Annotated in this window: 16 protein-coding genes; 6 read left to right on the plus strand and 10 right to left on the minus strand. The window is 69.7% G+C overall.

The window, feature by feature from the left end; all coding sequences use genetic code 11:
- The first annotated feature begins 4 nt into the window (after positions 1 to 4).
- Entirely contained in the window at positions 5 to 253 is a 249-nt protein-coding gene (locus tag ISU10_RS01320) for a hypothetical protein (RefSeq protein ID WP_194694533.1), read from the plus strand.
- Between the two features lie 13 nt (positions 254 to 266).
- On the opposite strand, the gene ISU10_RS01325 is transcribed toward ISU10_RS01320, so the two are convergent.
- The gene (locus ISU10_RS01325; protein ID WP_194694534.1) at positions 267 to 815 is read right to left on the minus strand and encodes a hypothetical protein; all 549 of its coding nucleotides are present in this window, start codon (positions 813 to 815) and stop codon (positions 267 to 269) included.
- Between the two features lie 134 nt (positions 816 to 949).
- Here ISU10_RS01325 and ISU10_RS01330 point away from each other — a divergent pair, with 134 nt between their 5' ends.
- Genes ISU10_RS01330 through ISU10_RS01340 form a run of 3 tightly spaced genes read left to right on the plus strand, consistent with a single transcriptional unit; the run spans position 950 to position 2,607 of the window.
- Positions 950 to 1,603 carry a LysM peptidoglycan-binding domain-containing protein gene (locus tag ISU10_RS01330; RefSeq protein ID WP_370864511.1) on the plus strand — a complete coding sequence of 218 codons (654 nt, stop codon included), beginning with the start codon at positions 950 to 952 and terminating at the stop codon, positions 1,601 to 1,603.
- A complete protein-coding gene (locus ISU10_RS01335; protein ID WP_194694536.1) occupies positions 1,600 to 2,118 on the plus strand; it encodes an Rv3235 family protein in 519 nt (172 codons plus the stop codon). Before ISU10_RS01330 ends, ISU10_RS01335 begins: the two co-directional genes overlap by 4 nt.
- 21 nt (positions 2,119 to 2,139) lie before the next feature.
- Positions 2,140 to 2,607, plus strand: a complete 468-nt coding sequence (locus tag ISU10_RS01340; protein ID WP_194694537.1) for an XdhC family protein — start codon at positions 2,140 to 2,142, stop codon at positions 2,605 to 2,607.
- On the opposite strand, the gene secA is transcribed toward ISU10_RS01340, so the two are convergent.
- Positions 2,600 to 5,476, minus strand: coding sequence for a preprotein translocase subunit SecA (gene secA / locus ISU10_RS01345; protein WP_194694538.1), 2,877 nt, complete (start codon positions 5,474 to 5,476; stop codon positions 2,600 to 2,602). The genes ISU10_RS01340 and secA overlap by 8 nt on opposite strands.
- Positions 5,477 to 5,631: 155 nt before the next feature.
- On the opposite strand from secA, the gene ISU10_RS01350 reads away from it, so the two are divergent.
- Positions 5,632 to 6,210 carry a TetR/AcrR family transcriptional regulator gene (locus tag ISU10_RS01350; RefSeq protein WP_194694539.1) on the plus strand — a complete coding sequence of 193 codons (579 nt, stop codon included), beginning with the start codon at positions 5,632 to 5,634 and terminating at the stop codon, positions 6,208 to 6,210.
- A complete protein-coding gene (locus ISU10_RS01355) occupies positions 6,207 to 7,325 on the plus strand; it encodes a glycosyltransferase (protein WP_194694540.1) in 1,119 nt (372 codons plus the stop codon). Before ISU10_RS01350 ends, ISU10_RS01355 begins: the two co-directional genes overlap by 4 nt.
- On the opposite strand, the gene ISU10_RS01360 is transcribed toward ISU10_RS01355, so the two are convergent.
- The 8 genes from ISU10_RS01360 to ahcY all read right to left on the minus strand — a co-directional run bounded on the left by ISU10_RS01360 (position 7,279) and on the right by ahcY (position 16,749).
- Positions 7,279 to 8,496 carry a winged helix-turn-helix domain-containing protein gene (locus ISU10_RS01360; RefSeq protein WP_370864514.1) on the minus strand — a complete coding sequence of 406 codons (1,218 nt, stop codon included), beginning with the start codon at positions 8,494 to 8,496 and terminating at the stop codon, positions 7,279 to 7,281. The genes ISU10_RS01355 and ISU10_RS01360 overlap by 47 nt on opposite strands.
- Before the next feature lie 40 nt (positions 8,497 to 8,536).
- Positions 8,537 to 9,229: a response regulator gene (locus ISU10_RS01365; protein ID WP_370864516.1), complete on the minus strand. Its 693-nt coding sequence runs from the start codon at positions 9,227 to 9,229 to the stop codon at positions 8,537 to 8,539.
- 126 nt (positions 9,230 to 9,355) lie between these two features.
- The gene (gene hpf / locus ISU10_RS01370) at positions 9,356 to 9,967 is read right to left on the minus strand and encodes a ribosome hibernation-promoting factor, HPF/YfiA family (RefSeq protein WP_194694542.1); all 612 of its coding nucleotides are present in this window, start codon (positions 9,965 to 9,967) and stop codon (positions 9,356 to 9,358) included.
- A gap of 374 nt (positions 9,968 to 10,341) precedes the next feature.
- The gene (locus ISU10_RS01375; protein WP_370864519.1) at positions 10,342 to 11,115 is read right to left on the minus strand and encodes a ComF family protein; all 774 of its coding nucleotides are present in this window, start codon (positions 11,113 to 11,115) and stop codon (positions 10,342 to 10,344) included.
- 60 nt (positions 11,116 to 11,175) lie between these two features.
- Positions 11,176 to 12,933, minus strand: coding sequence for an LpqB family beta-propeller domain-containing protein (locus tag ISU10_RS01380; RefSeq protein WP_194694543.1), 1,758 nt, complete (start codon positions 12,931 to 12,933; stop codon positions 11,176 to 11,178).
- Positions 12,933 to 14,519, minus strand: coding sequence for an MtrAB system histidine kinase MtrB (mtrB, locus tag ISU10_RS01385; protein ID WP_194694544.1), 1,587 nt, complete (start codon positions 14,517 to 14,519; stop codon positions 12,933 to 12,935). Before mtrB ends, ISU10_RS01380 begins: the two co-directional genes overlap by 1 nt.
- Before the next feature lie 13 nt (positions 14,520 to 14,532).
- Positions 14,533 to 15,234: an MtrAB system response regulator MtrA gene (mtrA, locus tag ISU10_RS01390; RefSeq protein ID WP_194694545.1), complete on the minus strand. Its 702-nt coding sequence runs from the start codon at positions 15,232 to 15,234 to the stop codon at positions 14,533 to 14,535.
- 69 nt (positions 15,235 to 15,303) lie between these two features.
- On the minus strand, positions 15,304 to 16,749 hold the full coding sequence (gene ahcY, locus ISU10_RS01395; RefSeq protein WP_194694546.1) for an adenosylhomocysteinase: 1,446 nt from the start codon (positions 16,747 to 16,749) through the stop codon (positions 15,304 to 15,306).

Genomic DNA, 16,749 nt, shown 5'->3' on the forward strand with positions numbered 1-16,749 from the left:
CTCGATGACCAGCGATGTCGAGGGCGCATCGGGGATCGGGGTCGCGCTCCGCGTCGCCGGAGGATTCGCGCTGGGGGCCGTGCTGGCGGTGTTCCTCCCGCCCTTGGCCGTGGCGATGGCCTTGGTCCTCGGCGGCGTGCTCGCCTGGTCTCGCCTGCGCGAGGAGCCGCAACCGTTCACGCCCCTGGCGTCGGGATTCGTGGTCGCCGTGGGTCTCTACGTCGCGCTCGCCGTAGCGATCAACATCGGCTGAGGCAGCCCACCGCTCAGCCGACCTCGGTCTGGCTCTGCACGGCACCGATCGCCGCCAGTGACAGCACCCGGCGACGTGGCGGCTCGCCGACCACATCGACCTCCACGAAGTCGGCGCCGACCCGTCGGAGCACCACCTCGTGGCGCCCACCGCCGCGCGTGAACACCCGGCAAGGTGTGGAGTCGTCGGCGAGGCGGCGCAGCACGGACCCGAGACCGAGTCTCGAGACGGCCGGCCACGCGGCCTCGGGAACCGCTCGTTCGGAGAGACCGTCAGCAGCGGTGACGGCGGCCAGCGGGACGAGCCACTCGCCGAGCCGTGAGGCCACCAGGCACCAGCCGGTGCCGACCCGACGGAGTCGTCCGCTCAGCGGACCTACGCCGTCGACCTGGAGTCCGACCTCCAGGTCGAGCGAGGCCATCAGCCGACCTCCCAGCGTCACCGATGCGTACTCGGCCCGGCTGCGGTCGATGGCCTCCGCTTCCCGCTCGGCGGCGTAGAGAGCTGCCGCCTGCCCCTCGAGGTCGTCGAGGAAGTCGAAGAGGCGACGGTCCGAGGTCACGGCGCGAGCCTTTCAGACACCAATTTCACGACCGTCCTTGGTGATCGCTGGGTATCGCCTCTTAACTGAAGCAAACAGAAGCAAACGAAAGGTTCGCGATGAATCTCGGGTCGAGAGCCTCACGCACACGTTGCGTGCTGGCGTGGGGAGTCGTCACCGCAGCCGGTGTCGCTCTCGTGGGTGGACTGTTGGCACCGGTGTCGGAGGGGTGGGCCGCCTGGCAACGCGGCGGGGCAGCTGGCGTCGGCTTCGACACCGCACTCGTCTGGGCCTGTGCTGTGGTCGGGCTGGCGGTCACCTGCTGGTTGTGGATCACGGCCACCGTGGTGGTCGTCGACACGTGGCGTGGGAGTGGGCGACTGCGCCGCGGCGTCCCCGCGTTCGTGCGCCGGGCCACGCTGGCCATGTGCGGGGTCGCGCTGACCGGAGGCGTGACCGGCATCCTGAGCGGGCCTGCGCTCGCCGTCGGCTCCGATGCCGGACCCGACCTCGCTCCCCACCTGTCCGGCCTGCGACTGCCCGAACGCGTCGCTGTCGCGCCACTGGCACCCGGCGACGAGCAGCGCACCTCGACCGCGCACTCCACCGTGCTCGTCGAGCCTGGAGACACGCTGTGGCACATCGCCGCCGATCACCTCGGCGATGACGCGACGGACGCCGAGACGGCGCGGGCCTGGCCCGCCATCTACGCCCTCAACCGCGACCTGATCGGGCCAGACCCGGGGCACATCGAGCCCGGACAACGGCTCCAGATGCCCGCTGTCGACGCTGCCGGGATCGACCGGTGAACGCCTCGGTCGCCACCGTCGCGCACCTGCCCCTCGCGCGAGGGCACGCGGTCGCCGTGGCCAGTGTCCAGGGCACCTTGGCCCTGGACCTCACCCCTCGACACGACCCGCCCGAGACCGTGCCCTCTGCAGGGACCGGCGCCCAGGTCATCGACATCGACCGTGCCGCTCGCCACGAGGTCGAGCGCTTCGCCGGACGACTGCTGCAGGCGATCGTCGAGATCGTCGGCGGCGATCGACCGGTCTCCCAGGTGCTCCGGTGGACCACCCCGACCGTCTACCAGGACCTGGGGCGTCGCGCCCTGCTCGTGGCGCGGGCGGTGGGCCGAACCCCGGGGCAGGGCGGGATCCAGGGCACCCGGCCCCAGGTCGTCGGGTTGCGCTCGTGCTTCCTCAGCGATCGCGTCGTGGAGGTCTGCGCCCACGTCCGCTACGGAAGCCGCTCCCGCGCGGTCGCCGCCAGGTTCGAGCGGCGGCGCGACCGCTGGGTCTGCACCGCCTTGGAGTTCGCCTGAGGCTGTGGTCAGAATGCCGAGGTGACCCACAGCCATCGCGAGCAGCCCTGGCGCGACGACGAGCGCACGCGCGGTCGGGTGATCCTGTTGTCGGCCAACCCGATCTCCGCTGCCATCGAGGCCATCGCCCATGTCGTCGGTCACGAGGTGGTGGTGATCGCCGACGACGACGGCGGTCCCGGGCTCGGGCTCGCGCAGCCGTCGGTCGGCGACGCGGTCGTGCTGTGCGACCACGACGCACCCGATGCGCCGGCGGTCCTGCGCGAGGCGCTGGCCTCCGAGGCGTCGTACGTCGCGATGATGGCCAGCCGCCGACGTGCGGAGGGCCTGCTCGAGGCGCTCAGGGAGGAGGGCACGCCGGGGCTCGACAAGCTGCGCGTGCCGGCCGGTCACAACCTCGGCGGCAAGTCTGCCGGCGAGATCGCGCTCTCGGTGGTCGCCGAGATCGTCGCCGAGGCCTACCAGCGCCCCGGCGGACCGCTCAGCTGACGCGCGCAGTCAGACCAGTGGGGCCGCCAGGTGCTCCGTGGCAGCGCTTGTACTTCTTGCCGGAGCCGCACGGGCACAGCTGGTTGCGACCCACCTCGGAGAACTCATCGCCCGCACTGGTGGCTCCGCTGGCACCCGCGACCTCGACCTCGCCCTGCTCCGACGGCGCGGAGTAGGAGAGGTTCTGGGGCTGCTTCGGCTTGTCGAGACCCTTGGCCCGGACCCGCGGCTTCTCGCGACCGGTGTCTGCGGGCTTCTCGAACACCGACGGCTGCGGCTGGGCCGAGAGGTCGATCACGCCGGGGTCGCTCGTCAGTGACGGGAGCTCGGCACGCATCGGCTCGAACTCCTCGGAGCCGGCGTCCTCCTCGTCGTCCTCGATCTGGACCTCCAGGTTGAACAAGAAGCCGACCGACTCCTCCTTGATGCCGTCCATGACCGCGGCGAACATGTCGAAGCCCTCGCGCTGGTACTCGACGAGCGGGTCGCGCTGGGAGTAGGCGCGCAGGTAGATGCCCTCGCGCAGGTAGTCCATCTCGTAGAGGTGCTCGCGCCACTTGCGGTCGAGCACCGAGAGGACGACGCGGCGCTCGAGCTCGCGCATCACCTCCGAGCCGACCTCGGCCTCGCGGCGGTCGTAGGCCTCGTGAGCGTCTTGCTTGAGGACCTCGATGAGGTGCTCGCGCTCGATGTTGGCGACATCTCCGGCCTCCTTCGCCAACACCTTCAAGTCGACGCCGACCGGCCAGATCTGGCCCAGCTGGACCCACAGCTCGTCGAGCTGCCACTCCTCGGCGAAGCCCTCGGTCGCGCCGCGCACGAAGCCCTCGACCACGTCGTCGATGAACGAGCTGATCTGGTCCTCGAGGTCGGCGCCCTCCAGGACGCGGCGACGCTCGGCGTAGATGACGTGGCGCTGGCGATCCATCACGTCGTCGTACTTCAAGACGTTCTTGCGGGACTCGAAGTTCTGGGACTCGATCTGCCCCTGGGCGTTGGCGATCGCGCCGGTCACGCGCTTGTTCTCGATCGGGACGTCGTCGGGGATCTTGAGCACCTGGAGCACGCGGTCGACCCAGTCGGACTTGAACAGCCGCATCAGCTCGTCTTGCAGCGAGAGGTAGAAGCGGGACTCACCCGGGTCGCCCTGACGGCCGGATCGGCCGCGGAGCTGGTTGTCGATGCGGCGCGACTCGTGGCGCTCGGTGCCGACGACGTAGAGGCCGCCCAGCGCGCGAACCTCGTCGTGCTCGTTCTTGACCTGGGCCTTGATCTTCTCGACCATCGCCGGCCAGGCCGTCTCGTAGGCGTCGCCGTCCTCGAACGGGTCGAGCCCCTGCTTGCGCAGCTCGGCGTCGGCGAGGAAGTCGACCGAGCCGCCGAGCATGATGTCGGTGCCTCGACCGGCCATGTTGGTGGCCACGGTGACGGCACCCTTGTGACCGGCCAGCGCCACGACCTTCGCCTCGTCGGCGTGCATCTTGGCGTTGAGGACCGTGTGGGGGACGCCGCGTTTCTTGAGCAGACCCGACAACAGCTCGGACTTCTCGACCGAGACCGTGCCGACCAGGACCGGCTGGCCCTTGGCGTTGCGCTCGGCGATGTCGTCGACGACCGCGTCGTACTTGGCCTCCTCGGTGCGGTAGACCAGGTCGGGCTGGTCCTGGCGGACCATGGGCAGGTTGGTCGGGATCGGCACCACGCCGAGCTTGTAGATCTTGTCGAACTCCGAGGCCTCGGTCATCGCCGTGCCGGTCATGCCGGAGAGCTTCTCGTAGAGGCGGAAGTAGTTCTGGAGGGTGACGGTCGCGAGCGTCTGGTACTCCTCGCGGACGGTCACGCCTTCCTTGGCCTCGATCGCCTGGTGGAGGCCGTCGTTGTAGCGGCGACCGGCGAGCATGCGCCCGGTGTGCTCGTCGACGATGAGCACCTCGCCCTCGATGACGACGTACTCCTTGTCGTTGCGGAACAGCTCCTTGGCCTTGATGGAGTTGTTGAGGAAGGAGATGAGCGGGGTGTTGGCCGACTCGTAGAGGTTCTCGATGCCCAGGTGGTCCTCGACCTTGGTGATGCCGGGCTCGAGCACCGAGATGGTGCGCTTCTTCTCGTCGACCTCGTAGTCGACGTCGCGGTGCAACGTCTTGACGATCTTGGCGAACTCGGCGTACCAGCGGACCTCGTCTTGGGTCGGGCCGCTGATGATCAAGGGGGTGCGGGCCTCGTCGATGAGGATCGAGTCGACCTCGTCGACGACGGCGAAGACGTGGCCGCGCTGCACGCAGTCCTCGATGGTGCTGGCCATGTTGTCGCGCAGGTAGTCGAAGCCGAGCTCGTTGTTGGTGCCGTAGGTGATGTCGCAGTTGTAGGCCACACGGCGCTCGTCGGGACGCATCTGCGGCAGGATCACGCCGGTCGTCAGGCCCAGGAAGTGGTGGATGCGACCCATCCACTCGGCGTGGTACTTGGCGAGGTAGTCGTTGACGGTGACGACGTGGACGCCCTTGCCGTTGAGGGCGTTGAGGTAGGACGGCAAGGTCGCGACCAGCGTCTTGCCCTCGCCGGTCTTCATCTCGGCGATGTTGCCCATGTGGAGCGCGGCCCCGCCCATGATCTGCACGTCGTAGTGACGCTGGCCGATGACCCGCTTGGCGGCCTCGCGAACCGTCGCGAACGCCTCGGGCATCAGGTCGTCGAGCGTCTCGCCCTGGGCAAGGCGGGCCTTGAACTCATCAGTCATGCCCTGGAGCTCGGCGTCGGTCATCTTGACGAAGTCGTCCTCGATGGCGTTGACCGCCTTGGCCACCGTCTCGAGCTGACGCAGGATCTTGCCTTCGCCGATGCGGAGCAGTCGGTCGAGAATCGCAGGCACGGGCGGGCACTCCCTCGGTTGACACACGTCTGGCAGTAGTGCGAAGAACAGCGGCGCCACTCTACCCAGCGGGTGGGGAGGGGCTGGAACCGACGATGTCTTTGATGTTAACAAGCATTGACGCGAATCAGATATTGGTGTGAACTGACACCAACATGAAAACCACGCGCAAGTACACCATGGGCGCCCGGGCCCAGGCCGTGCAGGACACCCGGCACCGGATCCTCGAGGCCCTCATCGGGCTGGCAGGTGTCCGGCCGTTCGCCGAGATCACCCTCGACGCCGTCGCGGAGCGGGCCGGTGTCAGTGTGCAGACGGTGCTGCGCCAGTTCGGCTCGCGCGACGGGCTGTTCGCCGAGGCGATGGACGCGGCCATGCTCGAGACCGAGGAGGAGCGTCGTACGACGCCGGGCGATGTGGACGCGGCGGTGCGAACCGTGGTCGACCACTACGAGAGCCGCGGCCACGCGTCGCTGCTCATGCTGGCCCAGGAGAGCCACGACGACGTGGCGCGCAAGGCGACCGACCGCGGCAAGGCCATGCACCGGGCCTGGGTGCACGACGCGTTCGAGCCGCACGACGAGTCGACGCTCGACCTGCTCGTCGTCGCCACCGACGTCTACACCTGGAAGCTGCTGCGGCTGGACCGCGGCCACTCGCGTGCCGTCACCGAGCGACGGATGCGCGCTCTCGTCGACGCCGTCTTGGCGTCTGTCACCAAGGAGCAGTCATGAGCGAGATCCTCGTCGTCACCTGGGATGGTGGCGGCAACGTGCAGCCGGCCGTGGGCATCGCCGCGGAGCTCAAGCGCCGCGGCCACAGCGTGCGCTTCGCCGGCCACCCTCGGCAGGCGGAGTCGCTGACCGAGGCCGGCTTCGAGGTCGCGCCGGCCCGCGAGGCCCGACGCTTCTCGGCGACCGACGCCAACTCCCCGATCGCCCTGGTGAAGACTTTCGGCGACCGCGGGCTGGGCCGCGACGTCATGGCCGCCCTGGCCGAGCGTCCCGCCGACCTGGTCGTCGTGGACTGCTTGCTGTTCGGCGTGATGGAGGCGCTTCGCGAGTCGGGTACGCCGTACGCCGTCTTGGAGCACTTGTACGACACGTACTTCCGCAAGGGCTGGCTGCGCGGACCGATGGGGCTCGGGATGCGGCTCATGCGGTTGCGGCCCGACGCTTCGTTGGCGGCCGCGAGCGCGACGTACGTCGCGAGCCTGCCGAGGCTGGACCCGGCAGGTGCCTCGCCGCGTCCGGAGGTCGAGTACGTCGGACCGGTCGTGCCGTTCTCGCCGCGCATCGAGACGGACCCTGCGGTGCTGGTCAGCCTGAGCACGTTCCGCTTCCCGAAGCTGCAGGAGTGCTTGCAGACGGTGTTGGACGCGACCGCCGGTATCGATGCTCGCATCGTCGTGACGACGGGTCCGGTCGTCGACCCGACGAGCCTGCGCACCGCCGCCAACCACGAGGTGCACCGGTTCGTCGCGCACGCTGAGCTGATGCCGCAGATGTCGCTCGTCGTGGGGCACGGCGGTCACTCCACGACCATGCAGGCCCTCGCCCACGACCTCCCGCTGGTCGTGATGCCGATGCACCCGCTGCTCGACCAGCCGATGGTAGGCAGGACCGTCGCGGCCGCCGGCGCCGGACGTGTGGTGCGCAAGAAGGCCGACGCCGCCAGCCTGCGGCCGGTGATCGAGGAGTTGCTGGCCGACGGCCCTCACCGTGCGGCCGCGGCCCGTCTGGGCGCAGCGGTCCGAGCCATGCCCGGAGCCGCCAACGCGGCTGACCGGATCGAGGCGCTCGTCAGAAACGGAGCAGGGGCGCCAGATCGCCACGGGGCTCGACCGTGAGCGAGTCCATCCCCAGCCAGCCGGCCAGGCGGACGAGCTCGGCCGAGAGCTCCTCAGCAGTCTCGACGGGGGCCCAGGATCGTCGGGCGGGCTCGGCGTAGGCCGCCTTCACGACCAGCCGCCCCGACTGCCGGTCGGCCTTGAGGTCGACACGACCCACGATCTCCTCGCCCAGCAGGAACGGCAGGACGTAGTAGCCGTACTGGCGCTGCGCGGCGGGGGTGTAGATCTCGATGCGGTAGTGGAAGTCGAAGAGCTTCTCGGTGCGCTCGCGCAGCCAGCAGACCGGGTCGAAGGGGCTCAGCAGCGAGTGGGCCTCGACCCGGCGCGGGCGGTGGGCGTCGCGGTGCAGGTAGGCCGGACGGTTCCAGCCCTCGATCCGCACGGGCTCGAGCTCGCCCTCCTCGACGAGCCGGTCCACGGCCCGCTTGGCCGGCTCCTGGAGGGTGCGGTAGTAGTCGGCCAGGCACCGGACCGTCGCCACGCCGTGAGAGCGGGCAGCACGGCGGACCAGCTCGAGGTCGGCCTCCTCGACCGTCGGCGTGGGTGCGTTGAGCACGTCGGCGGGCAGCACCCGCTCGGGGAGGTCGTAGCGGACCTCGAACTGGCTGTTGCGCCCGGCGATGGCCACGTCGCCGACCATGTAGAGGTAGTCGAGCGCGCGCTTGGTGGCCGACCAGTTCCAGCCCCAGTGCAACTTGTCACGCGGCAGCCCGTCGTCGAGGTCGCGGGCCGTGCACGCCCCGCGGTCGGCGATCTCGGCCATCAGGTTGGCGACCAGGTCCTCGCTGACCTCGCTCCCCCACCACTTGTGCTTCTGGGTGCGGTAGGACGCCATCCGGTGTCGCATCACCGGCCACAGCTCGACCGGCATCAACGCCTGGACGTGCGCCCAGTACTCGACCAGCCGGCGCGGCCTGCGCGAGCCAGTCATTGTTTGGGCCCGGGCGAGCAGGTCGACGTCGTAGGCGCCCATCCGGGAGTAGAGCGGCATGAAGTGAGCGCGCTGCAGCACGTTGACGGAGTCGACCTGGAGCACCCCGGTGCGCTCGAGGGTGCGGTTGAGCGTGCGCAGGGTGGGCGGCAGGTGCGGCTTGTCGAGAAACCCCTGGGCCGCGAGCGCGATGCGCCGGGCCTGGCTGGTGCTGAGCGTGGTCACACCCTTGGTCACCCGGGCGAGGCTAGTAGCCCCCACCGACACCACGAGTCGGTCAGGGGAGGTCGAGCAGCTTCTCGCGGACGGCGTACATCACGGCCTCCATGCGGGAGTGCAGCTGCAGCTTCTCGAGGAGGTTGCGGACGTGGTTCTTGACGGTGTTCTCGCTGATGAACAGCTGGCGGGCGATCTCGCGGTTGTTGTGGCCCTTGGCCACCAGGCGCAGCACCTCGAGCTCGCGCTCGGTCAGGCGCAGCCCGGGTACGGCCGAACGGTCCGGGCGCGACATCTGCTTGAACTCGTCGATCAGCTTGACCGCCATCGACGGGCTGATCAGCGACTGGCCGTCGGCCACGACGCGGACCGCTTGGGAGACCTCGTCGATCGAGGAGTCCTTGAGCAGGTAGCCGGAGGCACCGCTCTTGACGGCCTCGTAGAGGTCGGCCTCCTCGTCGGAGGAGGTGAGCATGATGATCTTGGCGGCCGGCACGGCCTCCTTGATCTCCTGGCAGGCCTCGATGCCGGAGCGCTTGGGCATCCGGATGTCCAGCAGGACGACGTCCGGAGCGGTGCTGGCGGCGAGCGCGACGCCCTCGACGCCGTCGCCGGCCTCACCGACGACCTCGATGCCGTCCTCGGCGGCCAGCAGCATGGTCAGGCCCCGACGGAACAGCTCCTGGTCGTCGACGACCAGGACCCGAGTCGGCTCGGGGGCAGCCGATTCCGGAAGGGGGGAGTTCACAGACACCCCGGCATCATGACACGGCTGGGCCATGTCGGGGCCAGGTTCGCCAACCTGGATCACTAGGGGTCAATGGCCCGAACGGGCGGTGTCGCCTCGGGCACCCTCTAGGTGAGTCGGGCTACACCCTGACTAGTCCTTCACCTCGAGCGAGATCACGCCGTAGTCGTAGCCCTTGCGGCGGTAGACCACGCACGGTCGGTCGGTGTCCTTGTCGACGTAGAGGTAGAAGTCGTGACCGACCAGCTCCATCTCGTAGAGCGCCTGCTCCAGGGTCATCGGCGCCGCCGCGTGGGTCTTCTCGCGGACCACGAGCGGTCCCTGGCCCGTGACTGCGATGGGGCCGACCTGGTGCTCGATCTCGGTGACGTCGTCGACGGCCGAGCCGTCGGACGGCGTCGGCTCCTCGAGCAGGTCGGTGAGCCGCTCGTGCTTGTTCTTGTGCTCGCGCCGCCGGTCGGCCGCCCGGCGCATCTGGGCCGCCATCTTGTCGAGCGCCAGGTCCAGGGCGCCCATCTTGTCCTCCGCGGCCGCCTCGGCGCGGATCACCGGTCCCTTGGAGAAGGCGGTCAGCTCCACGCGAACCGCGCGGTCGGCCTGGCGTGGGTTGCGCTCCTTCTCGACCTCGACCTGGACGCGGATGATGCGATGGTCGTGCTTCTCGAGCCGGGAGAGCTTCTCGGTGACGTGGGTGCGGAAACGATCGGAGAGCTCACAGTGCCGGCCGGTGACGACCACGTCCATAGGTACCTCCAGGTGTCGTTCGGGTCTGCTTCTGGTCAGGTGCCGCGATGGGGTGGAGTCCGCCCGGCCGACCTGGTCTTCGTCCCCACAACCGCCTGCTGAGGGGTTCGCAGCTTGTCTGCCACTACTGCCCTTCTCCCTTCGCGCGTCATGTCGGATGACGCGGACGAGGCAGGACTTACCTCTAAGCCGCACCGTGATCCCGCTACGAGGCCGACAACGAGGCCGGACCTCCCGCGGTTACGTGGACCGTTTCGCCTGCGACTGGCATCGGCTAGCCGCCCAGCAGCGCCGAGTGGTGACCACTCGGGTGCCCGGGCGGTGCAACCACGGACCCGGACGGACTCCATACATCGACCGTAGGCCATGCCTGGTTACGGCGAAACCCCGGCACCGGTTCGCTTCCGGGTGGCGGACGCGGTTGCCACCGCGACTACCCGAAGGCCGCTCGAACGCAGCGCCCGCTGGGCCTCGCCCGCCGTCGATCCCGTGGTCAGCACGTCGTCGCAGACGACCACGACGACGTCGGTACGGCGGTCCCCCAGCGAGCGAGCCAGGCGCCGCACACCGCGACTCGGGCACCACATCGACCCGGCCAGGTTGGCTGCTCTGCCTGCCGCGTCGAGACCCGCCTGGTCGGCCACGCGTGCCCGCAGGCGCAGCAGCCTCCTGGCGCGCACGTCGTACCCGGCACGACGAAGCCGCGCGACTGCCCCGCGGGTGATGGTCCAGGTCGGGTCGTGGCCGCGGGCCCGCACGGTGCTCGGCCGCGACGGCACGGGCACGAGGACGACGACGCAGCCGGAGGCACCCACGGCATCGACGGCGCCGCTCACCGCCTCCGCGAGCAGGGCGGACAACGGCCCGCGAAGCCCGTGCATGGCGTGCTCCTTGTGGCCGACGACGAGCGCCCGCGCGGTGCCGGCGTACTCGGCGCCGGTCCACGGCGCCACCAGTCCCGGCGGCACCGGTGTCGGCCACGCCGGTCGCGGTGGCGAGTCGAGGCTGGCCAGACAGCCACGGCACACCAGGCGACCCGGTCGGTCGCAGCCGACACACCGCGAGCCGAGCAAGAGGTCGACGGCCGCGTCGGTCAGGAGATCGAGCAGCCGGAGCGTGCGGTCGAGGGTCACGGTCGATGCGACCACGAGCCCACCCATCGGCTCAACCGACCCCACGCCCATCTGTGGACAAGACGAAGTCCTGGCTCAGCCGACGTACTGGACCGCCGAGACGTCGGCGGGCAGCGGCACGGTGACCCCGCCCTCGGCACCGGTGGTGTCCTGGAGGCCGTCCTCGGTGCGGATGTAGAGCGTCTCCTCGGGCGTCGGCGAGCAGACGAGGGCGGTGGCGCGGCCGGTCTGGGTCAGCCGGTCCTCGAGCCCGGTCGACCCGTCGACGGGCACCGCCACGAACTGCGCGACGTTGGGCGTGAACTGGTGGAGCACGCCGACGGTCGTCGTGGAGTTCCAGCCGATGTCGATGATGCGCTGACGGTCGACCGCTCCCCACGCCAGGTCGCGAGACGGCGTCACGGTGCGCAACGTGCCCAGCGCGTCGTAGCGGATCCGGCTCAGCCGCAGGACGTCGGCGTCGCCACCGCGGACCACGGCGACCAGCCGAGTGCCGTCGCGCGAGACCATGAACGCCTGGACGTCCTCACCGGAGATCCCCCGGACGTACTTGGTGACGACCAACGTGTCGTCGCGCGTGGTGTCGATGACGCTGACCCGTGCGCCACCGCGACGGTTGTCGACCAGCCACACCCGGCCGGCGAAGTCCCAGCTCGGCTTGAGCAGGTTGCCGGCGCCGCTGATGACCTGCTGGTAGGGGTGCGAGTCGTCGGCGACCGACGTGAGGGCGAGCGCGGTGTGGTTCGCCGCGACCGTGGCGGCCAGGTCGCCTTTGAGGCTGACCGCGAAGCTCTCGATGCCGTAGGCGGTCTGGCCCAGCGGTCCGTCCACCGGGGTGCTGTTCGAGGGGTCGCCCGACTCCAGCAGACCGTCGCGCAACTCGAACAGCGCCGAGCTCGCCGACACGTCCGCAGGGCTGTACTCCGAACCGAGGTCGACACTGAACTGGGTGCCGCCGAAGCCGGGCAGCGTGACCGGTTGCTTGTTGAGCGTGATGCTGAACGACTTGATCCGCGGGTCCTGGTGCAGCGTCCAGGCGAACTGGTAGATCAGCGGCTGAGCCGCTGCTGGGGTCAAGGCCCCCACGTCTCCCTCGAGCGTGATCGCCGCCCTGCCGTCGTCGGACACCGGTACCGACAGGCCCAAGGTGAGCCCTTCGGGCACGAACGAGCGCACGACGTGGTCGAGCTCCGGGCCCGGCCCGTCGAGCAAGGCCTGCACCAGGGAGCCGGTGACCTGGTCGATACGGACGAAGACCTGCTCGGGCACCAAGATGCTGGCGGTCGGGTCGAGGAAGTAGACCGACGCCTGCCGGTAGCGGTCGTGGAACCAGGTGTCGGGCACGACCAGGGCGTCGACGACGCCGTCGATGCGCCACTCGTCGCCTTCCTTGACCATGGGGAAGCTGAGCTGGACGTCGCCGGTTCCGCGCTGGCCCCGCCAGGTGCCGCGCGAGTCGACCCAGTGCGCACCCTGGAGGGCCACCCGCACCGTGCTGGTGCCGCGCAGGCTGCCGCGCCCCTCGTAGGTGATGATCTTGCTGGCCGGGTTCCAGGCCTCGGCCGCCGCGCTGGAGAGGTACTGGCGGGCGACCTCGGTGCGCACCGGGTACGCCGTCATCGCGCGCAGGAAGCCGTTGACGATGTTCTGGGGCGACTGGCCCTCCTGCGGGGGCGCGGCGCCGCGCTCGATGCCGACGTCGGGCTGCGTCTGCACCTCGTCTTGGACCGGCACGACCGGACCCGTGTCGGGCACGGAGATGCAGGCTGTCGTGGTCAGCACTGCCAGGAGCGCGGCGGCGAGCCACGTCGTACGGCGGGTGCGTGCGGACATCAGCCCACCACCTCGCGCGCATCGGCCGGCACCAGCGGCAGCGGGCTCTGCCGCAGCGGCATGCCGGCCCTGCGGGGCAAGGTGAGCCGGAACTGCGCGCCCTCACCCAACCGGCCCCAGGCCTGGAGCCAGCCGCCGTGCAGGTGGGTGTCCTCGAGCGAGATCGACAGCCCCAGGCCGGTGCCGCCGCTGGTGCGGGCCCGCGCCGGGTCGGAGCGCCAGAAGCGGTTGAACACCATCGCCGACTCCCCCGGCTTGAGCCCGACGCCGTAGTCGCGCACGGCGATCGCGGCGGCCTGGTCGTCACCACCGACGTGCACCACGATGTCGCGGGTCTCGGCATGGTCGATGGCGTTGGTCACCAGGTTGCGCACGATGCGCTCGACCCGGCGTACGTCTGCCTCGGCGAGGCAGGGATGGCCCGGCGCGTCGACGACCACGCGGGTGGCTCGCTGGTCGGCCAGCGCCCGGGTCTGGTCGACGACGCGGTGGGCCACGTCGACCAGGTTGACCTCGTCGAGCTCGAGCACCGCGGCCCCTGCGTCGAACCTGCTGATCTCGAGGAGGTCGACCAGCAACGTCTCGAACCTGTCCAGCTCCTTCTGCAGCAGCTCTGCCGCCCGGGACGTCGCGGGGTCGAAGGACCGTCGTGCGTCGTGCAGCACGTCTCCGGCCATCCGGACCGTCGTCAGCGGCGTGCGCAGCTCGTGGGACACATCCGACACGAACTGCTGCTGGACGCGGCTGAGCTCCTCGAGCTGGCGGATCTGGCGCTGGAGGTTGCTGGCCATCTGGTTGAACGAGGTCGCCAGGCGGGCGAGGTCGTCTTCTCCGCTGACCTTGACGCGCTCTTGGAGGTGCCCCGCGGCCAGCCGCTCGGCCACCCGGCGCGCCATCCGGACGGGCGTGACGACCTGCCGCGTGACCAGCCAGGCCAGGCCGGCGATCAGCACGAGGAGCAGCGCGGCGGCGGTCACCAGGGCCCGGGTCACCAGGGCCAGCGTTTCCTGCTCCTCGTCGAGGGGGAACAGGAAGTACGCCGTGTAGATGCCGCCGTCGGCGGGCAGCTGGAGCTGGGAGCCGACCACGAGGCCCGGGCCGTCGGCGCGGCCGCGCTGGTGGATGGTCGTGTAGGTCCATGCGGTGTCGGCCACCTCGTTGAAGTGCCGTTGCAGGGAGGCGGGGATGCTGTCGGACCTGAGCCCGGCTGTGTAGAAGGCGCCCTCGCCGAAGCCGGCCGTCGTCCCCACCGGGCCGAAGATCAGCAGGCTGTACCCGCGCGAGCTACCGCGCTGCTGGAGCTGGTCGGACAGCTGGGCGTACTGGTCATCGGCGTCGTTGTCGGTCGTGCTGGCGTTGTCGAGCTGCTCGTTGGCGTCGGCCATCGCGGTGCCGACCTCGGTGAGCACGGCGTCGGCCCGGTGCTGGAGCAGGCCGTCGCGGGTCTGCTGGAGCAGGAACCACCCGACGGCGCTGACCACGATGGCCGAGAGCACCATCGTGCTCGCCACGACCCGTGCCTGGATCGACCGGCGCCAGAACGTCAGCGCCCGACGTACGGCGGATCGGAAGGTGGTGCTCGCCATCAGGGTTCGGCTGTCAGCCGGTCCCGGCCTTGTAACCGACGCCTCGCACGGTCACGACGATCTCCGGGTTCTCGGGGTCGTGTTCGACCTTGGAGCGCAAGCGTTGCACGTGCACGTTGACCAGTCGGGTGTCTGCGGCGTGGCGGTAGCCCCAGACCTGCTCGAGGAGCACCTCGCGGGTGAACACCTGCCAGGGCTTGCGGGCCAGGCAGACGAGCAGGTCGAACTCCAGTGGCGTCAGGTTGATCTGCTGACCGTCGCGGGTGACCGAGTGGCCGGCCACGTCGATCGACAGGTCGCCGATGGTCAGCGCCTCGTGGTCGCTGGTGTCGAAGCGACGCACCCGCGCCCTGATGCGCGCGACGAGCTCCTTGGGCTTGAACGGCTTGACGACGTAGTCGTCGGCCCCGGTCTCGAGCCCGACCACCACGTCGACCGTGTCGCCCTTGGCCGTCAGCATCACGATCGGCACACCCGACTCCGAGCGGATCTCCTTGCAGACGTCGATGCCGTCCTTGCCCGGCAGCATCACGTCGAGCAGCACCAGGTCGGGCCTGAAGTCGTGGAACGCATCCATCGCCAGGTCGCCTCGCGGACAGATGCGCCCCTCGAAGCCCTCCTGACGCAGCACGATCATCAACATCTCGGCGAGCGAGGCGTCGTCGTCCACGACGAGCACCCGCCCCTTGGAGCCGATGTCAGTGCCGGTAGTCATGGCGCCAATAGTGCCAGCGCCCCCCTCGGATTCCGCCGAGTTGTGCCATGTCCGGGTACGTAACCCCGCTCAGTACCTGTACTGGTCGCCCTTGTACGGGCCTTCGACCGGCACACCCAGGTACGACGCCTGGGCGTCGGTGAGCTCGGTGAGCTTGGCGCCGAGGGAGTCGAGGTGGAGGCGGGCGACCTCCTCGTCGAGGTGCTTGGGCAGCACGTAGACGCCGATCGGGTAGTCGTCGGGCTTGGTGAACAGCTCGATCTGGGCCAGCACCTGGTTGGTGAAGGAGTTGGACATCACGAAGCTCGGGTGGCCGGTGGCGTTGCCGAGGTTCATCAGGCGGCCCTCGGACAGCACGATGATGGCGTTGCCCGCCGGGAAGGTCCACAGGTCGACCTGGGGCTTCACGTTGTGGCGGGAGACACCGTCGTACTTCTCCAGGCCGGCCATGTCGATCTCGTTGTCGAAGTGGCCGATGTTGCCCAGGATCGCGTTGTGCTTCATCCGCGACATCTGCTCGACGGTGACGACGTCCTTGTTGCCGGTCGCGGTGATGATGATGTCCGCGATGTCGAGGACGTCGTCGAGGCGGGCGACCTGGTAGCCGTCCATCGCAGCCTGCAGGGCACAGATCGGGTCGATCTCGGTGACGATGACGCGGGCGCCCTGGCCGCGCAGCGACTCGGCGCAGCCCTTGCCCACATCGCCGTAGCCGCAGATGACGGCAACCTTGCCGCCGATCAGCACGTCGGTGGCGCGGTTGAGGCCGTCGATGAGCGAGTGGCGGCAGCCGTACTTGTTGTCGAACTTCGACTTGGTGACCGAGTCGTTGACGTTGATAGCGGGGAACAGCAGCGAGCCCTCGCGCATCATGTCGTAGAGGCGGTGGACGCCGGTGGTGGTCTCCTCGGTGACGCCCTGGATCTGCTCGGCGATCCTGGTCCAGCGGTCGCTGCTCTCGGCGAGCGAGTCGGTGAGGACCTGGAAGATGACCTGCTGCTCGTGGCTGGTCGCGGAGGCCGGGTCGGGGGCGACGCCGTTCTTCTCGGCGTCGAGGCCGAGGTGGACCAGCAGGGTCGCGTCTCCGCCGTCGTCGAGGATCATGTTGGCGAAGCGCTTGGACCCGTCGGCGGCGTCCGGCCACATCAGGATCTGCTGGGTGCACCACCAGTACTCCTCGAGCGACTCGCCCTTCCAGGCGAACACCGGCACGCCGGCCGGGGAGTCGACAGTGCCGTCGGGGCCGACCGCGACAGCGGCAGCCGCGTGGTCCTGGGTGGAGAAGATGTTGCACGAGGCCCAGCGCACCTCGGCGCCGAGGTGGACGAGGGTCTCGATGAGGACCGCGGTCTGGATCGTCATGTGCAGCGAGCCGGCGACGCGCGCACCGGCCAGGGGCTTGGTGCTGCCGTAGCGCTCGCGCATCGCCATCAGGCCCGGCATCTCGTGCTCGGCGAGCTGGATCTCGGTGCGGCCGAAGTCGGCCAGGGAGAGGTCGGCGACCTTGAAGTCCAT

Source organism: Nocardioides agariphilus, assembly GCF_015352445.1.
In the GTDB taxonomy this organism is placed as follows: Bacteria; Actinomycetota; Actinomycetes; order Propionibacteriales; family Nocardioidaceae; genus Nocardioides; species Nocardioides agariphilus.